This window comes from Mucilaginibacter rivuli (genome assembly GCF_019391655.1).
Classification (GTDB): Bacteria; Bacteroidota; Bacteroidia; order Sphingobacteriales; family Sphingobacteriaceae; genus Mucilaginibacter; species Mucilaginibacter rivuli.
Window position 1 is genome coordinate 693,748 of record NZ_JAHXPQ010000001.1, and the last position, 19,215, is coordinate 712,962.

15 protein-coding genes and 2 tRNA genes are annotated in these 19,215 nt (G+C 42.8%); 11 read left to right on the top strand and 6 right to left on the bottom strand.

The annotated features are described in order from the left end of the window. Positions 1-3: 3 nt before the first annotated feature. Entirely contained in the window at positions 4-774 is a 771-nt protein-coding gene (locus tag KXQ82_RS03020; protein ID WP_219486633.1) for a hypothetical protein, read from the bottom strand. A gap of 1,225 nt (positions 775-1,999) precedes the next feature. On the opposite strand from KXQ82_RS03020, the gene KXQ82_RS03025 reads away from it, so the two are divergent. Beyond that, positions 2,000-4,249 (top strand): DUF3858 domain-containing protein, encoded by a 2,250-nt coding sequence (locus tag KXQ82_RS03025; protein ID WP_219486634.1) that lies wholly within the window; start codon positions 2,000-2,002, stop codon positions 4,247-4,249. A gap of 95 nt (positions 4,250-4,344) precedes the next feature. Here the strand turns inward: KXQ82_RS03025 and uxuA are convergent, their stop codons facing one another. Further along, a complete protein-coding gene (gene uxuA / locus KXQ82_RS03030) occupies positions 4,345-5,544 on the bottom strand; it encodes a mannonate dehydratase (protein ID WP_255563383.1) in 1,200 nt (399 codons plus the stop codon). 14 nt (positions 5,545-5,558) lie between these two features. Beyond that, on the bottom strand, positions 5,559-6,374 hold the full coding sequence (locus KXQ82_RS03035) for an SDR family oxidoreductase (protein WP_219486635.1): 816 nt from the start codon (positions 6,372-6,374) through the stop codon (positions 5,559-5,561). Between the two features lie 418 nt (positions 6,375-6,792). Here KXQ82_RS03035 and KXQ82_RS03040 point away from each other — a divergent pair. Together KXQ82_RS03040 and KXQ82_RS03045 are read left to right on the top strand one after the other, a co-directional pair. Further along, positions 6,793-6,864: transfer RNA gene (locus KXQ82_RS03040), tRNA-Glu, on the top strand. A gap of 94 nt (positions 6,865-6,958) precedes the next feature. Then, a tRNA-Glu gene (locus KXQ82_RS03045) sits at positions 6,959-7,030 on the top strand. 157 nt (positions 7,031-7,187) lie between these two features. Here KXQ82_RS03045 and KXQ82_RS03050 read toward each other — a convergent pair. Then, a complete protein-coding gene (locus KXQ82_RS03050; RefSeq protein ID WP_219486636.1) occupies positions 7,188-7,748 on the bottom strand; it encodes a helix-turn-helix domain-containing protein in 561 nt (186 codons plus the stop codon). A 180-nt stretch (positions 7,749-7,928) separates the two neighbouring features. Between KXQ82_RS03050 and KXQ82_RS03055 the strand changes: the two genes are divergently transcribed. The 4 genes from KXQ82_RS03055 to KXQ82_RS03070 all read left to right on the top strand — a co-directional run bounded on the left by KXQ82_RS03055 (position 7,929) and on the right by KXQ82_RS03070 (position 13,595). After that, the gene (locus tag KXQ82_RS03055; RefSeq protein WP_219486637.1) at positions 7,929-9,614 is read left to right on the top strand and encodes a GH39 family glycosyl hydrolase; all 1,686 of its coding nucleotides are present in this window, start codon (positions 7,929-7,931) and stop codon (positions 9,612-9,614) included. Positions 9,615-9,685: 71 nt separating this feature from the next. After that, positions 9,686-10,960 carry a PQQ-dependent sugar dehydrogenase gene (locus KXQ82_RS03060; protein ID WP_219486639.1) on the top strand — a complete coding sequence of 425 codons (1,275 nt, stop codon included), beginning with the start codon at positions 9,686-9,688 and terminating at the stop codon, positions 10,958-10,960. Between the two features lie 160 nt (positions 10,961-11,120). Beyond that, on the top strand, positions 11,121-12,515 hold the full coding sequence (locus tag KXQ82_RS03065; RefSeq protein WP_219486640.1) for a glycoside hydrolase family 88/105 protein: 1,395 nt from the start codon (positions 11,121-11,123) through the stop codon (positions 12,513-12,515). Positions 12,516-12,593: 78 nt separating this feature from the next. Next, positions 12,594-13,595 (top strand): pectinesterase family protein, encoded by a 1,002-nt coding sequence (locus KXQ82_RS03070; RefSeq protein WP_219486641.1) that lies wholly within the window; start codon positions 12,594-12,596, stop codon positions 13,593-13,595. A gap of 357 nt (positions 13,596-13,952) precedes the next feature. Here the strand turns inward: KXQ82_RS03070 and KXQ82_RS03075 are convergent, their stop codons facing one another. Together KXQ82_RS03075 and KXQ82_RS03080 are read right to left on the bottom strand one after the other, a co-directional pair. Beyond that, positions 13,953-14,939 carry a c-type cytochrome gene (locus tag KXQ82_RS03075; protein ID WP_219486642.1) on the bottom strand — a complete coding sequence of 329 codons (987 nt, stop codon included), beginning with the start codon at positions 14,937-14,939 and terminating at the stop codon, positions 13,953-13,955. A gap of 140 nt (positions 14,940-15,079) precedes the next feature. Further along, positions 15,080-15,904 (bottom strand): DUF3667 domain-containing protein, encoded by an 825-nt coding sequence (locus tag KXQ82_RS03080; protein WP_219486643.1) that lies wholly within the window; start codon positions 15,902-15,904, stop codon positions 15,080-15,082. Between the two features lie 157 nt (positions 15,905-16,061). On the opposite strand from KXQ82_RS03080, the gene KXQ82_RS03085 reads away from it, so the two are divergent. From KXQ82_RS03085 to KXQ82_RS03100, 4 genes are read left to right on the top strand one after another with little or no spacing between them, the layout of a single operon-like run. Then, a complete protein-coding gene (locus KXQ82_RS03085) occupies positions 16,062-16,607 on the top strand; it encodes an RNA polymerase sigma factor (protein ID WP_219486644.1) in 546 nt (181 codons plus the stop codon). An 11-nt stretch (positions 16,608-16,618) separates the two neighbouring features. Beyond that, a complete protein-coding gene (locus KXQ82_RS03090; protein WP_219486645.1) occupies positions 16,619-17,431 on the top strand; it encodes a zf-HC2 domain-containing protein in 813 nt (270 codons plus the stop codon). A 12-nt stretch (positions 17,432-17,443) separates the two neighbouring features. Further along, positions 17,444-18,316 (top strand): DUF4097 family beta strand repeat-containing protein, encoded by an 873-nt coding sequence (locus KXQ82_RS03095; RefSeq protein WP_219486646.1) that lies wholly within the window; start codon positions 17,444-17,446, stop codon positions 18,314-18,316. A gap of 11 nt (positions 18,317-18,327) precedes the next feature. Beyond that, complete coding sequence (locus tag KXQ82_RS03100; protein ID WP_219486648.1) at positions 18,328-19,143, top strand: DUF4097 family beta strand repeat-containing protein; 816 nt, start codon at positions 18,328-18,330, stop codon at positions 19,141-19,143. The last annotated feature ends 72 nt before the right edge of the window (positions 19,144-19,215 follow it).

Consider the following 19,215-nt stretch of genomic DNA (forward strand, 5'->3'; position numbering starts at 1 on the left):
TACCTAAAAAGGTGGGCCACCATTCGAGTTATACCAATTTTCAGCAGTGGTCCATTTCTTTTTATAATTGCCTTCGCCGGAATGCCCCCTGTTGCATTTTGAATGCGCAAATACACTGCCACGCATGTTATATAATCTTGCCATATCCGGCCCTTGAATATCGTCTGGACTTGTAGGCTTTTCTACATTAATAAAAGCATGTAATCTATCTTTCCATGGCGGTAAATGGTCCATATCAACTGATTGCCCTTTTTTTATAGCGCAGCCACATATATGGCATATGTATGTGCCATTCTTTTGCGGAGTATCATCTTTCATCCATTTTTTCGCTCCCGAATTGAACCTGAGGTATTTTCTGATCTCGCCGGATACAATATCATCGGTTTCTAAAGGTTCTTCGGCATAGTCGGCCGGATCCCATTCGTCATCATCATCAGATTTTGAATCTTCAACGCCAATAGCGCCTATCTCTTTTAAAAAGGTTTCAATATCGATTACAGGATCTTCAATATCATTATAAATTGAAAGGCGTCTTTCAATCTCAGGTAATTTTAAATGAACGTCATCCAGGTTTGCTGTCTCGATGAATTTTATGACATCTTCTATTGTAGCAACTTTTTCATTATCGTTTCTTACATAACGCTGTAAGGTGTCATTACTCTGTTGTAGGCGATAGGGGGGTACAGAGGGCATGCGTAAGCCGTTTGCGCCTGCGCCGGTGGTAGTATTATTTGAAGATGACTTATTAGTATACTTATCGTACTGCCTGACCATTTATTCTATATAATATCAGTTTATCAGAGGTGAAACTAATGCAATATAAAATATTAATATTAAATAATTAATGTTTGAGGTGCGTAAAATAAATACACCTCAAACATTAATCAAAATATTGATTTCGCTATACCCATTTCCAGACCCCTGCTATTAGAAGTCTCTGACTTCAAATTAATATATGCTTGTAGTCTCCGACTACATAACCAAAACAAACAGGCTCTTATTAAGGAGCCTGTTTATGCTCGCCTGAAACGTATGATGGTATGGAGTGAGATGTTGCTGTTTTGAGATGGAAATATGCTCGACTTTTCGTATTTTTGTATAGTGTGATTGCACCGATTTGTGGGTAAGATTACACCGATTTTGTGAGTGTGATTGCATTGATTTATGGGTAAGATTACACCGCTAAAGTTCTTTAAAAAATACCCACTTCACACCCTTGGTAATTTGATTGAATGTTTGATCAGGTGGGTTGTCGGTTTTGAAAATATACCCACAAATACCACCCTGTTTCAATGATTGAAGGATTGATTTTTGAAGGATTGAATATTGGGTTATTACATCAGCAGGATGAATCAATCGGTGAAAATCTTAGAAGCTCTGAATTGCGAATTTGGTAATTGAAAACTAAAATTTACCCAAAAACACCCAAGAATACCCAAGGAATTATGCCAAATGGTGGATTTATGTTTGCGAAAATGGCAATAGTTGGGTGGTTGGTGATAGTGCCTATAACAGCGAAAAGATGTGTTAACGTGTTTTGAAAATACCCAAGAATACCCAAGGGTTGAAGGAGGTGGCAGTCTGATTGTATACAGGACATTGCCTATTTCAGTTTGGTCTATACGCCTTTGTATATTACTACCAAGGTTGGTGTTTCCCTCAGTTCAATTTTTGACAGGCCGGGCAGTTTGGGTTTGATCTTGGCAGCCAATAAAAAAAGCCAAATCCCGTTAAGGATATGGCTCTTGTAATTTATCTTTTTGAAGGATTAAAACTGATTTGTGCCTGTGCAGTGCCGAATGACATTGCACCTACAACTATTGCGGCTAAAATTAACTTTTTCATGTTTATACGTTTTGTAGGTAAGACATGAGATGAACGCCATTGTTTTATCAAAAACAACATGTAACAGAAATATTGCCCCATCCCCCAAAAAAAACTATTTGTTATTATAATGCTTAACAACGATATTGTCAGCATAAAAAATAAATAACTATTGATGAGGATTTTTACCATAGCACTGCTTTGTTTTATCAGTTTAAATGTTTTTGCTCAAAAAGATAAGGTAGATAAGGCCGAATTATCTTATGCGCAAAAGGCCGCCGAAATTAAAGCCAAAATATGGGGCGATAACGCAGCTGAATTTGATGTAAAGGTCATCCCCGAAAGTATGAAAAAGGAAAGTGCGGTCATTATCGCTAAATCCGTTAATATTCAGCAAACTACAGGCAGCCGCTTAAAATTCTTTATGTATTTTCCAACATCGGCAACGCGCACTAACAAAGTTACTACCTACCGCGAACGGGTAAAAATTAATGACAAGGTAGCGCTCGATGCTTATTCATCATTATCCTATCAACGTAACAGTGATGAATCTAAAGGTTTTTTATATGTAAAGTTTACTAATAAAATGGATACTTACATTGGGGTTAAAATAATTAAGCCCAATGGCAAAGAGGTTATCGTAAACACAGGCGAAGAGGTACTTATTGAGAATAACGCAAAGAATAAGCAAGGTAAATTAGCCATACCGGAGTTACAGGTTGGCGATATAATTGATTATTATATTTCAACAATAGAATTGGTTGACGGTAGCGAATCAGACTCAGGTAACAGCCATTATTTATATTTATTAGCAGGCGAATACCCGATATTGAATTACCAACTGAATTTTCAGTTTAACAAAAAGGTTAACGTTTATTATATTAATGCCAATGGTGCCCCAGCCTTTACCGAAAGTACCGGAGAAAATGATGATAAAATTTACAACCTGAAATTTAAAGATATTCCAAAGTTTGATGATAACTTATGGTCATCGCCGCTCAGGCAGTTTCCATATGTAGAACTTGCGGCAACCTACACAAATAAATATCTTAACTTTTTAAAGTCGGAAAAAGACAAGTATAATAAAGACAAATCGCGCATAGATAACTTTATTAAAGATTATGAAGATTTTTTAAAGGATGATAAATACCTGAAATTAAATATGTGGATGGGTAATTTACGCGCCGCTGTAAAAGAACATTATAAAACAAGTAAAGAGCTTAAGGCAGCTCCTTTGGATAGTACGATGCGTGTGTTTTATGATTGGTGGAAACAGAATACTTTTAATTTATATTTTGAGCGCGATATGGTGATGACAACAGCCCGTAATACCAGGCATGCATTTAGCCGTACGGGAGTTTATGCCATGGCGCGCTATTTGCTTGATATGGAAGTTGATTTTGATATTTTGCTGGTAGCATCGCGTAACAAGGGCTCGCTCGAATATGTGATGGAGCCTAATGATATTCAAATGATGATCAGGGTAAACGGCGATAAACCATTATATATGGCTTGCGATGATAGATTTACTCACTTTAATGAAATACCAAAACAATACCAGGGCGAAGAGGCTATTGTATTAACACATAAAAAAAATTCACTGAGTAAATTTGAACAAAAAAGAGAGGTCATTCCGGTAGTACCAAGCAAAGAAAACTATATCAACAGCCAGTTTAATATAGCATTTGTTCCGGATAACATGAGCAATGTGAAAATTGAGCGTACAATTAGTGAAGGGGGCTCGATGAGGCATGCAGACCAGCAAGCCCTGATATTACCTGAGCAATATGATGAAATATATAAAAAGTTGCTTGGTGCAGACGAACCTGCAAAGCGGATATATTCGAATGATACTAAGAAAGCAATAGCTGAGCTAAAGAACCAGTTTGAGCAGGCAAGGCAAACTAACGAAACTAATTTTAAAGAAGAAATAAAAGGCGAGTTTGGACAAGAGCCCCTTGAACTTACAAATTATAAAGTTAACAGCGCGGGTGTAACCAGCGTAAACCCGGTTTTTACTTTTACAGGAACATTTGTGATGAACAATTTTGTAAAAAGCGCCGGAGGGAGTTATATTTTTGAAGTAGGTAAATTATTAGGTACCGAAAGCAAAATTGATGATAGCAAGCGCCAGCGTAAAACAGATGTATATATGCCTGCCGCACGTACCATAACACATAATATTACTATTGATATACCTAAAGGATACCAGGTAAAAGGTGTCGAAGAACTTAATCATCAGGAAAAAAATACAGCGGGTGAGTTTACTACAACAGCCAAAATAAACGGAGATAAATTATTTATAACCGCTAACAGGATATATAACCACAATTTTGAGAAAGCTGCACAATGGCCACTTATTGTTGCCATATTAGACAGTATTTATAATTTTAGTACCCAAAAGATTTTGTTCGAGAAAATGTAAACCGGATATATGGGACCATCGTGTAAAACACACATCGCCTCAATTTTGGGCGACGTATGTTTTATTTAAATTTGATATAAATAATAGTAAATCAATTACTTAATCAATATTGATTTCGCTATACCCATTTCAAGTCCGCGCAGTTCTGCCAGGCCGCGTAACCTGCCAATGGCAGAGTAGCCCGGGTTGGTTTTCTTCTTCAGGTCATCCAGCATTTGGTGGCCATGGTCGGGCCGCATGGGTATGCTCAGTTTTCGGTTTTGCATGGCATGGAGCAACTCTTTTACTACGCTGTACATATCAACATCACCTTCAAGGTGGTTGTCTTCATAAAAATCGCCATACTCATTACGTTTTGTGGCACGCAGGTGTATAAAGTTGATACGATCGGCAAAGTGGCGCACCATTGCAGGCAGGTCATTATCAGGGCGCACCCCAAATGACCCTGTACAAAAGCATAAGCCGTTATTTAAGGAGGGCACAGCAGTTATCAGCGCATTGATATCATCTGCAGTGCTCACCACGCGTGGCAAACCTAAAATAGGGTAAGGAGGATCATCGGGGTGTATCACCATCTTTACACCATGCTCATCAGCCACCGGGATGATATGTTGCAGAAAATAGATAAGGTTACTGCGTAGTTTAGCAGCATCAATACCATCATAAGCATCTAACGCCTGCTGGAATTGTTCGAGCGTAAAGCTTTCTTCGCTGCCCGGTAAACCAGCTATAATGTTGCGCTGCAGCAAAAGCTTTTCATCATCGCTCATGCCATTAAAACGTTGCTTAGCGCGCTCTAATTCTTCAGCGGTGTAAGCTGTTTCGGCACCTTTGCGTTTAAGCATAAATACTTCGAAGGCTATAAAGGCGGCCTTTTCAAAACGGAGGGCTTTTGAGCCATCTTCAACAGTATAAGCAAGGTCGGTACGGGTCCAATCCAGTACGGGCATAAAATTGTAGGTAACAATATTTACGCCACAATGTGCCAGGTTAACAATGCTCTGCTTATAGTTTTCAATATATTGTTTAAAATCGCCGGTTTGGGTTTTAATGGCTTCGTGTACGGGTACACTCTCCACTACATCCCAAACTAAGCCAGCCGCTTCAATAATGGCTTGGCGCTTTTTTATTTCTTCAATGGTCCACACCTGCCCGTTGGGTATGTGGTGCAGGGCGCTAACTACACCGCTGCAACCTGCCTGACGTATATCGGCCAGGCTAACAGGGTCGTTAGGGCCATACCAGCGCATGGTTTGTGTCATGCTAAAAATAGCTTGTTGTTGATCTGATCGCATAGCTTTAAATCTTATTATACCCCACTAAAAATTGAAAAACCACCATCCACATTCACTACCGTACCGGTAACAAATTTTGAAGCATCGCTTAATAACCACACCAATGCGCCAATCAGCTCATCGGCATCGCCAAAACGGCCAAATGGTGTTTTTTTAAGTACCAGGTTACCGCGCTCAGTATAGCTGCCATCGGGCTGGGTTAATAGTGTGCGGTTTTGCTCGGTTAAAAAGAAACCCGGGGCAATGGCATTAATGCGGATGGTATCGCCATGGCGGCGCGCCGTTTCCACCGCGAACCATTTGGTATAAATATCAATAGCGGCTTTACCCATACTGTAACCCAATACCTTGGTAATTACACCCTGCGGCGCCATTGATGATATATTTACAATACTGCCTTTACCTGTTTGGGCAATAGCCTCACCAAATATTTGTGTAGGTATCATAGTGCCGTACAGGTTGAGGTCCATCACCTGCTTCATGGCATCCATGTTCAGTTTAAATACATCATCGCCGGGTTGTACAACGGCACCCGGCATATTACCGCCCGCGCCGTTAACCAAACCATCAATGCGGCCATAAGTGTCTATCACTTTGTTTTTTGCTGCGATAAGCTGCTCTTCATTCATTACATCGGCAACTAAAGCAATGGCTTTACCACCTGATGCATTGATGGCGGCGGCACGTTCTTCGGCTACAGCCTGGTTGCGGCCCAATATGCCTACTGTGGCACCGGCCTGCGCAATACCTTTAGTGAAAGCATCGCCTAAAATTCCGGTACCACCGGTTACTATAATTACTTTATCGGTTAGCGAGAAATTGATATCCATTACTGAGATTTTGTTTGGTTATGATGATGTTTATAAAATGAGATAGACATCCGCCTGCTAAATTGCTTAAATTTTAGCATATCATTATAAAAAGGGGCTTTTTTTCTACGCAAACGTTTACGCTAAAACCAGGGTATGATGGCAAGAAAAGCATTCCGCCCAATATGAAATTGACAAGGCAATGATATATAAAAAGGTGCTTGGGATATAATTAAGCCATGTTTTCAAACTTTTATACCGAACAGGTAAAAAATTATCCGATTAAATTTTTAAATTATTTTTAAAGCTATATCTTTGCAATCCCAAAATAAGGGTTGTTCTTTTTGTTTTGAAGGTTAATTATAGCACGCAAGTTTATTAACCGACATCACAATAAAAATAAAATAGCAAATGCCATAAAAGGTAGAGATACTAAAATGGCCCGTTCGTCTAGGGGTTAGGACGTTAGATTTTCATTCTAGAAACAGGGGTTCGATTCCCCTACGGGCTACTTTTTAATATCAGTCATTAGTCGTTAGTTCAAAGTCTTGAGTCGCTTTGAAAACATTTCCGACTCAAGACTTATAACTACAGACTCAAAAAATGGCCCGTTCGTCTAGGGGTTAGGACGTTAGATTTTCATTCTAGAAACAGGGGTTCGATTCCCCTACGGGCTACTAAAGGAAACGTACAATTATGGACGTTTCCTTTTTTTATGGAGTTTCCTTTTTGACTGCCAGGAAATTAAAGCCTTCATTTAAGCCAAAAAAGGTGTTCGACTCCCTTCAGAAAGCTAATACCGATAAATTAGATGGTATATAATATGATTAGCCTCTACACAAAAACATCCAAATAAGTAACGCTATCTGTAACAGGCAGTATTCCATGTTTTTGCAGCGCGCTAAAATAAAGGCTGTCGCCTTTTTTAAGGGTGTATTCGGTATCTCCTATCTGCATTTTCATTTCACCATCAATAATAAAAACATACTCTTCACCTTCGTGCGATAGCTGGTGCGGTATAACCTCGCCTTTTTTAGCCACAAACAAAAACGGCTGCATCTTCTTTTCGTGAAACTCGGTAGCGTAAGGAAAAATAGAGTAGCCTTTATCGGTATTGGTCAACTTTTGCATTGCCGTATCAAATGTGGTAATAATGGCTTTATCGCGGCCATGCTGCTCCATCAGGTTTGAAATATTGGTGCCTAACATCTGGGCTATTTTTACCAGCGTAGCTACCGAGGGTACAGTGCGGTTGTTCTCGATTTTCGAGATCATGCTTTTCGACAGGCCGCAGGCATCAGCAATGTCCTGCAGGGTCCTTTGCTGACTTGATCTGAGTGTCTTTATCCTGTCGCCAATATTAAAACCTGAATTATCCGATGGGCTGTTGTCCATGTAATGAAAATGATGCTGGGGGTTTTATTCTACTTCACCCAAACTTAATGTAAAATTAATATATTCTAATGTATAATTATTCAACAATGTTGAATAATTTGAAACATTGTTTATTTGTCTGATTTTTTTTATAGTTTAGCAAACCGTTTCCAAATAAACATAAAACCAATTAAACTAAATATGAAAAAGCTATTCTGTAATATTTTGCAGCTTTTATTAATAGTATTTGCCTGTTATAACAGCGCGAATGCCCAGCTATTATCCCCTGTGCAGGTATCTGTAGATATGGCCAAACCGATAGCGCCAATGAAACCCATTTGGGCCTGGTTTGGGTACGATGAGCCAAACTATACTTACATGAAGGACGGCAAAAAACTCTTATCCGAAATATCGGCCATGAGCCCTGTACCAGTTTACGTGCGTACACACAGTTTATTGGTAACCGGTGATGGCGTAGCCGCATTAAAATGGGGGTCAACCAATGCTTATACTGAAGATGCCAATGGTAACCCGGTATACAGCTGGAAAATAATAGACAGCATTTTTGATACTTACGTTAAACGCGGAATGAAACCCCTGGCACAAATTGGGTTTATGCCTGAAGCCTTATCCAGCCACCCGCAGCCCTATCGCCACCATTGGAAACCCGGCGATAATTACAACGATATTTACACCGGATGGGCCTACCCGCCAAAAGATTATAAAAAATGGGGCGAGCTGGTTTACCAATGGGTAAAGCATAGTGTTGAGCGTTATGGGAAAAAAGAAGTGGAGAGCTGGTATTGGGAACTATGGAACGAGCCAAATGGTGGATACTGGAAAGGCACGCCAAAGGAGTTTTTTAAACTGTACGATTACTCATCTGACGCGGTAAAGCGCGCGTTACCCACAGCCCGCATAGGCGGAGCGGATGTTACCGGTGGTGGTATGAAGTTTCTGCACGATTTTATTAAACATTGTTTAACCGATACCAATGCAGTTACCGGTAAAATAGGTGCACCGCTTGATGCCATACTCTTCCACGCCAAGGGCTCGCCTCAATTAGCCAATAATATGGTAAGGATGGATGTGCGCAGGCAACTGCGTGATATTGCCAATAACTTTAAAGTGATAGGCTCTTTCCCCGAAGTGAAGAATCTGCCGATCATCATTGGCGAATCTGACCCCGAAGGTTGTGCCGCCTGCGGTATGGCGACCAATCCGCAAAACGCGTATCGTAACGGTACCATGTATTCCAGCTATACTGCCGCCGCTTTCGCGCGAAAATATGAGCTGGCCGATCAGTATAAAGCAAACCTCACAGGCGCGGTATCCTGGTCGTTCGAGTTTGAAGATCAGCCCTGGTTTTACGGCTTCCGCGATCTGGCAACAAACGGTGTTGATAAACCGGTGTTGAATGTATTCAGGATGTATGGCATGATGACCGGCGAACGGATGACAGCCACCAGTAACCGCATGTACCCGCTTAAAACTGTTTTAGATTCGAGCGTTCGTGGTGCGCAAACAGATGTAGGCGTGCTGGCATCAAAAGATAAAAAATCGGCCTCGGTAATGGTATGGAACTATCATGACGAAGATAAGGTAGGAACACCTGAACCCATTAAACTATCTATCAGCAATGTGCAAGCTAAAGCGGTTACCATTACCCATTACCGTATTGATGCCGAGCACAGCAACTCTTACGAAGTATGGAAAAAAATGGGATCGCCGTTAAAACCAACAGCTGAGCAAGTAGCGACCCTTGAAAAAGCCGGGCAATTGCAAACCATGGGCATCCCTGCAAAAGCTACGGTGAACAATGGTACGCTCGATGTCAATATTTTGTTACCAAGGCAGGGCGTATCATTAATAAAGCTAACTTGGTAGTTTATAACCGTATGAAAAGAACGAGTTACCAGTAAGAACGTTTCTTATACTTGTAAAACCAAATAAAACCAATGAATAGTTACTTAAAAAAAATTACATCTGCTGCAGCAATACTTGCATTGCCATTGCTTACCGCATTTGCACAAACAGCCCCGGCGCCGTTACCAGTGCCTGCCTTGAAAGTTCCGGCAGGTTTTAACTTTAGCGTAGTTGCCGAAACCGGTACCAGGGCAAGGCATATTGTAGTTACACCAAATGGCCTCATCTATGTAAAGCTGGCCAGGCCAACTAAAGATGGTAAAGGTGTTTTAGTATTGCAGGAGGATGCAACAGGCAAGGCCACCTTAAAATCGGGTTTCGGAAATTATGGCGGCACTGGTGTGTATCTTAAAAATGGTTACCTGTACACTTCGTCAAACCAGGAAGTTTTCAGGTATAAACTGGATGATAAAAATGAAGTGATCAACCCTGCCGCACCCGAAAAAATTATTACAGGATTAAAAATGGGAAGGGAGCACGAAACCAAATCTATCGTTCTGGATAACGCAGGCAATATTTATGTAAACATTGGCGCTTACTCCAATTCATGCCAGGAGCACGATCGTCAAAAGGGCTCAATGGGCGTAAAAGGTTGCCCTATTTTGGATTCTGCAGGCGGAATATGGCAGTTTAAAGCCGATAAGCCGAACCAGACCTACAAAGATGGTGTGCGATATACTACAGGCTTAAGAAACGTGGTGGGCCTTGACTGGAATCAGCAACTCAACCAGCTCTTTGTAATGCAGCATGGCCGCGATCAGCTGCACGATATCTTCCCGGATATGTTTACCGTAAAAGAATCTGCGCTGTTACCTGCCGAGTGTATGTATGCACTGAAAAAAGGCGATAACGCAGGCTGGCCGTATATGTACTACGATCAGAACCAGCACAAAAAGATCATGGCTCCCGAATATGGTGGCGATGGCAAAAAAGAAGCCGTGGGCAATTTTATCGATCCTGTTGTTGCTTTCCCCGGCCACCTTGCGCCAAACGGCTTGTTGTTTTATACCGGCAATCAATTCCCCGAGAAATATAAGAACGGAGCTTTCGTAGCTTTCCATGGTTCATGGAACCGCTCGCCTGAGCCTCAGGCAGGTTACTTTGTGGTATTCCAGCCTTTTAAAAATGGTAAGCCCGCAGGTGATTGGGAAGTGTTTGCAGATAACTTTGCAGGAACTCCCGAAAAAGTAGCATCCGGACGGGCCGACCGCCGCCCATGTGGCCTTGCATTAGGATCGGATGGTTCTTTATATGTAACCGATGATAGCAAAGGCACGATATTTAAAATAACCTATTCGGCAAAATAATATTTGCTAAAAGATTGATTAAAAGGGGCGGCTATCCGCCCTTTTTTTGTTTCATAACAGTATAGGATGCTAACTTTCAAAACTTCTGTTAGCTTTGTGTATAACCAATTCATTGTACAACCTTATCGGGATGAATAGTCCGGTAGCTATACATTTTTTAATGAGATCATTTGCTAAAACACACAAGCGTTGTGCCCGTTTAGGGTATGTTACGGCAGGCTTTGCACTGCTATTGGCCCAATTGCCTCAAACCCTGTTGGCGCAAACTACAACTGCAAAAAGTAACGATGTTACCACGCCGCTGCACCTGATGAAGCCTGCCTACGTAACCCCTTACGGAGAAACAAAACAGGCCGACGTAAAAGCGGTCCTGGATAAGGTTTATCATTACCTGGATACCACCACGCCTTACCAACTGATCGATCAAACCGGTAAAGAACCCATTACCGATCTTAGCAAAGCCAACTCCAACAGCATTTTTATGCCCGGCGATTTCAGGCTGCTCAGCTACGAGTGGGGGGTAACCTACACCGGTATGCTGGAAGCAGGCGCCGCCACCGGCGATGCTAAATATACAGACTACACCATGAAGCGTGTAGAGTTTATAGGTAATGCGGTCGCCGCCTATAAAAACTACCTTAAGACCTCGCCGGGCGCTAAAACACCGGTAAACTCTATACTTAACCCGCAAGCGCTGGACGATTGCGGTTCCATTACCGCGTCCTTCATCAAAGCCGAACGCGCGGGCGCTTCCAAAACGTTGCTAAGGCCGGTTATTGATAATGCTATCAACTTTATCCTCACCAAACAGTTCCGTTTAACTGATGGTACGCTGGCCCGTAACCGCCCGCAACCAAATACCTTGTGGTTGGATGACCTGTACATGAGCTTACCCGCTATTGTACAAATGGGCGCGTTAACCGGCGACAAAAAATACTTCGACGAAGCGGTTAAGCAATACAGTCTTTTCTCAAAACGCATGTTCAATAACGAGCGCGGCCTGTATATGCACGGCTGGGTTCAGGATATGGACCCGCACCCGCAGTTCCACTGGGCACGTGCCAATGGTTGGGCCATCCTCACCAAAATCGAACTGCTGGATGCCCTGCCTGCAAATCATCCCGGAAGGGCAACCATATTGGCCATGCTTAAAAAACATGCCGCAGGCCTGGCGCAACGCCAGGATGGCACAGGTTTCTGGCACCAATTACTTGACAGGAACGACTCTTACCTCGAAACATCCGCTACAGCCATTTATGCCTACTGCTTTGCCCGTGCCGTTAACAAAGGCTGGTTAGATGCCAAAGCTTACGGCCCTGCTGCCCTATTAGCCTGGAATGCCGTTAGCACCAAGGTAAATGCCGGCGGACAGGTAGAAGGCACCTGCGTTGGTACAGGCATGGGTTTCGATCCCGCCTTTTACTATTACAGGCCCGTAAATAACTATGCCGCGCATGGCTATGGCCCGGTATTACTGGCCGGTGCCGAAATTTACCGTATGCTGCAAAACCATCCTTTTGTTATTAACGATAGCTCTGTTCAGATAAATAAATAAGCTATTTACAATTGCTATCTATTTTATTAGTTTTGACAACCGCAATGTAACCGATTGCGGTTTGTCAAAACTTAAATTATGAAAGCAAGATTATCCATCATTACCTTACTTGTATTGATCTCGGCCTGCGTATTCTCGCAGGTACCCGGCTATCCTAAAGATATTACTGTTGCCCTGGATGGCAGCGGCAACTACAAAACCATACAGGAGGCCGTAAACTCCGTGCGCGATTTTGGCCAGCGGGTTACCATCCATATCAAAAAAGGTACCTACCATGAAAAATTGGTGATCGGCACCTTTAAAACCCAGGTCACGCTCGAAGGCGAGGATAAAGATAATACCATCATCACCAACGATGATTACTCAGGCAAAGCTGTTCCGGGTGGTAAGGATATATATGGCAGGGATAAATTTACCACGTTCAACAGCTACACCATACTGGTTCAGGGTAGCGATTTTGTGGCTAAAAACCTCACCATACAAAACACCGCGGGCAGGGTGGGCCAGGCCGTCGCCCTCCATGTTGAAGGCGACCGCTGCACCATCGAAAACTGCCGCATACTGGGTAACCAGGATACCCTTTACGTAAGTAACGAGGCCAGCCGCCAGTATTACAAAGACTGCTACATTGAAGGCACTACCGATTTTATCTTCGGCGAGGCTACCTGCGTTTTCCAAAGCTGCACCATCCGCAACCTCATGAACTCGTATACTACTGCCGCGTCAACCACATCGCGCCAAAAATATGGCTACGTGTTTTTTGATTGTAAGATAGTAGCCGACACCACAATTAAGAAGGTTTACCTTGGCCGCCCTTGGCGCTCTTATGCCAAAACGGTTTACATCCGCTGCAACCTGGGCCCTCAAATACTGCCCGAAGGCTGGAACCCCTGGAAAGGCGACAACATGTTTTTAGACAAGGAAAAAACCGCTTACTATGCCGAGTACCAAAGCACTGGCCCGGGAGCCAATGCCAAAAGCCGGGTACCATGGTCGCACCAGTTAACAGCCGCCCAAGCTAAACGATACACCCTCGCCAATATTTTTGCCGGTCGCGATAGCTGGGAGCCGGGTAAATAGGGTGGTGGGTAAAAGTGGGTATTTGTCGGTATATTTTCGAAACCAACTCCTCACCTGGTAAACTCAATCAACCAATCAATAAATTACAAGGGTGGTAAAATTAGGTATATTCTCAATACCAACCACTCACTTAATAAACTCAATCAACCAATCAACCAAATTACAGGGGTGGTATTTGTCGGTGTTTCAAAAAACCAACCACTCACCCAATAAACTCAATCAACCAATCAACCAAACTACAAGGGTGGTAAAAGTGGGTATATTTTCAAATAACAAATGGCAATAGCAACCGCATAAACAGCGGTGCTATCGCCAATACAAATATACGCAATTTAGCGCGTAAATACCGTAATTTGCCTATTCGGCTTCGGCGCGTTTATCAAACTTTACTACCTGGTTCTTTACCGGCTTAATGGTTTTCAGGTAAGTGTAAATTGCCTCCAGGTCGCTCACTTTCATACCGGCATACATGGTCCATGGCATTACTGTTTGAAACTCGCCGGGTGCTACTGCCTGGGGTTTATAATCTTTAGCTTTATATTTTTTAAAAGCCTGAACGAACTGCTCTTTTGTCCATTGGCCAATTCCGTCGGTTTTATCAGGTGTAATATTGGCGGTGCGTACCGTTATGCCTGGTAGTTTAAATTCCATACCACCGGCAAGGTCCATTCCCGGTAAAGGCGTGCCTTTATCATTTTGTGTATGGCACTCGCGGCAAGCCGCGTTTTGCACCAGGTACTCACCATATTTTACCGTATCGCTTTCGGCGGGGCGTTTGCCAAAAGTGGCTTTCGCCGGCATGGTATTTACGATGAAGTTTAGCGGGAAATCCAACTTGCGCTTTTCATACGATTTTTCCTGTGGTGCAAGGCTGCGGATATAGGCTATAATATCGTAAGCATCTTCGCGGTCCATCTTACTGTAATACGGCCAGGGCATCAGCGGGAATATGGCCGAACCATCTTTTTTAACCCCGCAGGTAAAGGCCCGCAATATTTCGCCATCGGTCCAGTTCTTCAGGTTGCCGGGGGTAATGTTTGATGAGTAAACCTTTCCCGGGAAACCGGCAGACGCGTCAAATAATTCGCCGCCCCCGCCCTGCTGCGTGGTGTCAATGGGTGCCGCAAATATCGTCCAGTCGCGGGTACTGTGGCAGTCAATACATACATTTACGTGCATGGCCAGGTATTTACCATGTGCCACCCGCGCAGGTGTAATGTCAACTTTTAATTCTTCGGGCTTTCCAACATTGGGTAACGCCCAGCTTACATAGGCCATTGCTACTACAATCAGCAACAGCACGGTCACAACCACATAGGGCATGATCTTTTTTACTTTTTTCATTGTGTGATAAGGGTTGGTTAAAATGCTATCAATTAAGGCTTTATGGTAAATATAAAAATATTCTTACTTGAATACCGCATACCTAAGCCTTAACCTTACGCTTTACTAATAAGCATCAGACGAACATTTTACCCAAAAAGTTACGACCAATAAACAATTTTGAAGAACAGCGCCATGCGGTAGTATTGTATGAAACTAAAATAAGTGGCGCCAATTCCAAGAGCCACTAAAACGGCGACGAAAGTATGTGGCTTGTAAAATCGCCGTATGGCAATAGCTACGTAAGTTGCAATGATAATAGCCGTGAGCAGGCTAACGAGCGAATCAAAATCTTCCGAGTAGGATACCTTTGTGATGAGATAGAACGGAACAGTAATGAGCCAGAACGACACCAGGTTCCATAACAATACAAACGAAATAAAATGCGCCGCGAAGGAAAGGTGGGTAGTAAAATATTTCTGTTTCCAAAAAAACAAAAGGTAAAATATAAAGCCGTAAAACGGTATGAACAGAAAAATAAACTCTTTGGATTCGGTGGTGATCTTTTCGTTAAACAGGTGCTTGTATTCGTTCGTTGTAGTTTTACTTTCAGCCAGTTTCTCCTTAATAATTTGCCGGGTATTATAATTGGTAAATGGCCGGTAACTAATGTAATTATCCAGGCTTAGGCTATACAGGTTATGCCCCATGATCAAAAAGAAGAATAACAGGTTTATTATCAAAAAGAATTGTACGGGCCGCATACTGCGGATACGCCGGCCTTCGGCATAGTCAAGGCTTAACTGCCCGGGCTTTGTTATAAGCGTTTTGAGGGTGTAAAAAAACTTGCTGTCAAAATGGATAAAGCCCTCAAAGGTTTCCTCTACAAAGTGCTTTAACGACAGTTGGCCGGGATGAAATTTTTTCTCGCCGCAATTAGGGCAAAAATTTTCCTGGTGGGTATTACCGCAGCTTTTACAATTCATTTGGTCAGGTTGATTTGTAAAGGCAATATACTGAATTTCTTTTTAACGGGTGTTATTCCCCCATCCCCAAAAAAATTCTTAAATTTCCTGTAACCATTTTAAAAAGTGCAGGTTTCCAATCACAGATAACAACTTAAGCACATCACAATAACAAAAAATGCTGACCGACAATGCAATTATGCTGAAAGTGAAAGAGGGCGACCTGGACCGCATGGGGCTGCTTTTTGAGCGCTACCATCGCCAGCTGTATGGTTTCCTGTTCCACATGACGTATAAGAAGGAACTGGCAGAAGATATGGTACAGCATACCTTTTATAAAATGCTCAAGTACCGCAACAGCTTTACCGGCACTGGCGAGTTTGTACACTGGATGTATACCGTGGCCCGTAACGTGTTAAAGGATGAGTATAAAAAAATGAAACGTGCCCAGTTGCATGATGATGTTGACAACATATCCGACATATTACCAGGCGGTGTGCACACCGGCGATATGTACGACAAAAAAGAAGCTGCCCGTGGTTTACACAAAGCCATGGAAAAGCTGAGCGACGAGCAGCGCGAAATACTGACGATGAGCCGTTTCCAGGAATTGAAACACCAGGAAATTGCTGAAATATTGAACATGACCGAAGGCGCCGTTAAAGTACGTGTGCACCGGGCCATGCAGGAGTTAAAGAGTATTTACACAAAAATGGAAAGCTAAACAGTACGAAGATGAAGTGTGAGCAATACCAGGATCTGTTTACAGATTATATAAACAAACAATTACCCGCTGCCGATAAAGCAGCGTTTGAGCAGCATATAGCGGCCTGCCCGGCCTGCGCCAAAGAGTTAAAGGCTTTTCAGCAGGTTTGGGATGTGCTGGGCGAGGTAACTATCCCCGAGCCATCTGCCGACATGCCGATGAGGTTTAACGCCATGCTGGCCAACTACAAGGCATCGGTAACCGAAGAGGTAAGCGTTTGGGATAAACTGAAAGGCCAATGGCAGCAATTATGGCAATGGCAGCCGCGCTGGCCAATGGCATATAACCTTGCCATATTGGTAGTTGGCTTATCGGCAGGGTTTTGGTTTTTGAACGGTAACAAGAATGCCGACAGCGAAAAAATGAAAACCTTAGCCGCCGAGGTGCACGAGTTAAAACAAAGCGTAATGCTTTCGCTGTTGGAAAATCCATCCGCCTCCGAACGTATCCGTGGGGTAAGCTATACCAGCGAGATCAAACATGCTGATAAAGAGGTAATAGACGCGCTGTTCGCCACGCTAAACAACGACCCGAACGTAAATGTGCGCCTGAGCACGCTGGATGCTTTGGCAGGATTAGCCAATCACCCCGAAGTAAGGCAGGGCCTGGTGCAATCCATCAGTCAGCAGGATTCTCCGCTGCTGCAATCCGCCATTGCCGATGTAATGCTCAAACTACAGGAGAAAAGTTCGGTAGGTTCATTCAGGGAATTATTGAAGCAGAAGAACCTGGATAAGGGCGTAAAACAAAAGATCAGTAAAACCATCAGCAAGTTAATTTAAACACATAAAGATATGAACACACACAAACTATTGATCCCGCTTGTAGTGGGATGCGGGCTGTGCCTTGCCCAAATTACCGCCACAGCGCAGGAGTTTAAAACACACATCAGCAAGCAATTTACCTTGCAGCAAACTGCATCCGCCAGCGTATTGGCCATATATAATGTATTTGGTTCGATAAGGGTAGAGGGTTACAACGGCAACGAGGTCATCATCGAAATTGATGAAACCATCAAAAGCGATAACGAGGGCGACCTGGCCGCCGGCAAGCGCGATTTTAAAATGGGTTTCAGCCAAAGCAAGGATAGCGTGATAGCATATGTAGCCGCCCCTTATGATAGCCGCCCGCACATCAACTGGAGAAATAACGAAGATAACAGGCACATCAATTACACCGTTAAGCTTGATTATGTGGTAAAAGTGCCCAACAACATTAACCTGCGCGTATCAACTATTAATAACGGTACCATTGATGTGAAGGATGTATACGGCAAATTAAAAGTAAACAACATTAATGGCGGCATAACCATTGCCAACGCCAAGGGTGTTAGCGATATTCATACCGTAAACGGCCCGGTAACGGTAAATTACCTGGCTATCCCAACTGATACCTGTAAGTACTATACCATAAACGGTAAAATGGAAATTACCTTTCCCAAAAATCTCTCGGCCGATATGCAATTCAAAAGCATGAACGGTAAATTCTATACCGATTTTGACGAGGTGGAAGCGTTGCCTACACAAGTAACAAAAACACAGGATAAAAAAGCTAACGGTACAACATATAAACTTAACAAAAACACCCAGGTACGTGTAGGGGCGGGTGGCAAACTCTTTAAATTTGAAACCCTTAACGGGAACATATACATCAAAAAACAATCTTAATTAATAGAACAATGAAAACGATAAAATTTACAGCCATATTAATGATAGCCATGGTGTTATCAGTAAAACTAATGGCGCAGGAGCAGTTGGTGGTACCGTTGAGCGATCCGGGTAAACCTTATAAATTAAATATCGACCTGGTAAGCGGTACCATAAACATTACCGGTTATGATGGTAAGGATATTATAGTTGAAGTAGGTGGCGATAAACGTAAAAATGATGACCGTGACAGGGGCGACCACAATGGAATGCACCGTATAACCGGCGGCGATAACCTGGACGTTACCGCCAAAGAAAAAAACAATACAGTAAGCATAAATTCGGGCAGCCCGATGAAGGCCGTTGTGTTGAATATAAAAGTTCCGCAAAGCAACGCCCATATGAAACTTGCTACCATAAACAACGGCCATATATCTGTAAATAATGTAAACGGCGATTTTGAAGTAAGCAATATAAACGGTGCCATCAACATGGAAAACGTTACTGGTTCGGTGGTAGCCAATACCGTTAATGGCGGGATAAAGGTGTTCTTCAAATCAGTTGATCCTAAAGCAGCAATGGCATTCTCTACCCTTAACGGGAACATTAACGTAACTTTTCCGGCCAATTTAAAGGCTAATTTTAAATTGAAATCAGACAGGGAAAACATCTATACCGACTTTGATATGGTAACCGATAAATCGGCACCTAAAGTAACTAAAACAGTTAAAGATGGTATGTACCGCCTAACTATGGACGAATGGGTTTACGGTAAAATTGACGGCGGAGGCCCCGAGATCATGATGAAAACCATGAACGGCAGCATCTACATCAAAAAAGCAAAATAAAACTCCAACCACAGCATACACCTGGGGGCAATGATATAGCATAACGCTATGCCCCCTGTGTATTTCTTCCAC

What these genes read in the sequence shown, in the direction of transcription:
- KXQ82_RS03020 (WP_219486633.1), bottom strand. Translation starts at nt 774, where the DNA reads ATGGTCAGGCAGTACGATAAGTATACTAATAAGTCATCTTCAAATAAT.
- KXQ82_RS03025 (WP_219486634.1), top strand. Translation starts at nt 2,000, where the DNA reads ATGAGGATTTTTACCATAGCACTGCTTTGTTTTATCAGTTTAAATGTT.
- uxuA (WP_255563383.1), bottom strand. Translation starts at nt 5,544, where the DNA reads ATGCGATCAGATCAACAACAAGCTATTTTTAGCATGACACAAACCATG.
- KXQ82_RS03035 (WP_219486635.1), bottom strand. Translation starts at nt 6,374, where the DNA reads ATGGATATCAATTTCTCGCTAACCGATAAAGTAATTATAGTAACCGGT.
- KXQ82_RS03050 (WP_219486636.1), bottom strand. Translation starts at nt 7,748, where the DNA reads ATGGACAACAGCCCATCGGATAATTCAGGTTTTAATATTGGCGACAGG.
- KXQ82_RS03055 (WP_219486637.1), top strand. Translation starts at nt 7,929, where the DNA reads ATGAAAAAGCTATTCTGTAATATTTTGCAGCTTTTATTAATAGTATTT.
- KXQ82_RS03060 (WP_219486639.1), top strand. Translation starts at nt 9,686, where the DNA reads ATGAATAGTTACTTAAAAAAAATTACATCTGCTGCAGCAATACTTGCA.
- KXQ82_RS03065 (WP_219486640.1), top strand. Translation starts at nt 11,121, where the DNA reads ATGAGATCATTTGCTAAAACACACAAGCGTTGTGCCCGTTTAGGGTAT.
- KXQ82_RS03070 (WP_219486641.1), top strand. Translation starts at nt 12,594, where the DNA reads ATGAAAGCAAGATTATCCATCATTACCTTACTTGTATTGATCTCGGCC.
- KXQ82_RS03075 (WP_219486642.1), bottom strand. Translation starts at nt 14,939, where the DNA reads ATGAAAAAAGTAAAAAAGATCATGCCCTATGTGGTTGTGACCGTGCTG.
- KXQ82_RS03080 (WP_219486643.1), bottom strand. Translation starts at nt 15,904, where the DNA reads ATGAATTGTAAAAGCTGCGGTAATACCCACCAGGAAAATTTTTGCCCT.
- KXQ82_RS03085 (WP_219486644.1), top strand. Translation starts at nt 16,062, where the DNA reads ATGCTGACCGACAATGCAATTATGCTGAAAGTGAAAGAGGGCGACCTG.
- KXQ82_RS03090 (WP_219486645.1), top strand. Translation starts at nt 16,619, where the DNA reads ATGAAGTGTGAGCAATACCAGGATCTGTTTACAGATTATATAAACAAA.
- KXQ82_RS03095 (WP_219486646.1), top strand. Translation starts at nt 17,444, where the DNA reads ATGAACACACACAAACTATTGATCCCGCTTGTAGTGGGATGCGGGCTG.
- KXQ82_RS03100 (WP_219486648.1), top strand. Translation starts at nt 18,328, where the DNA reads ATGAAAACGATAAAATTTACAGCCATATTAATGATAGCCATGGTGTTA.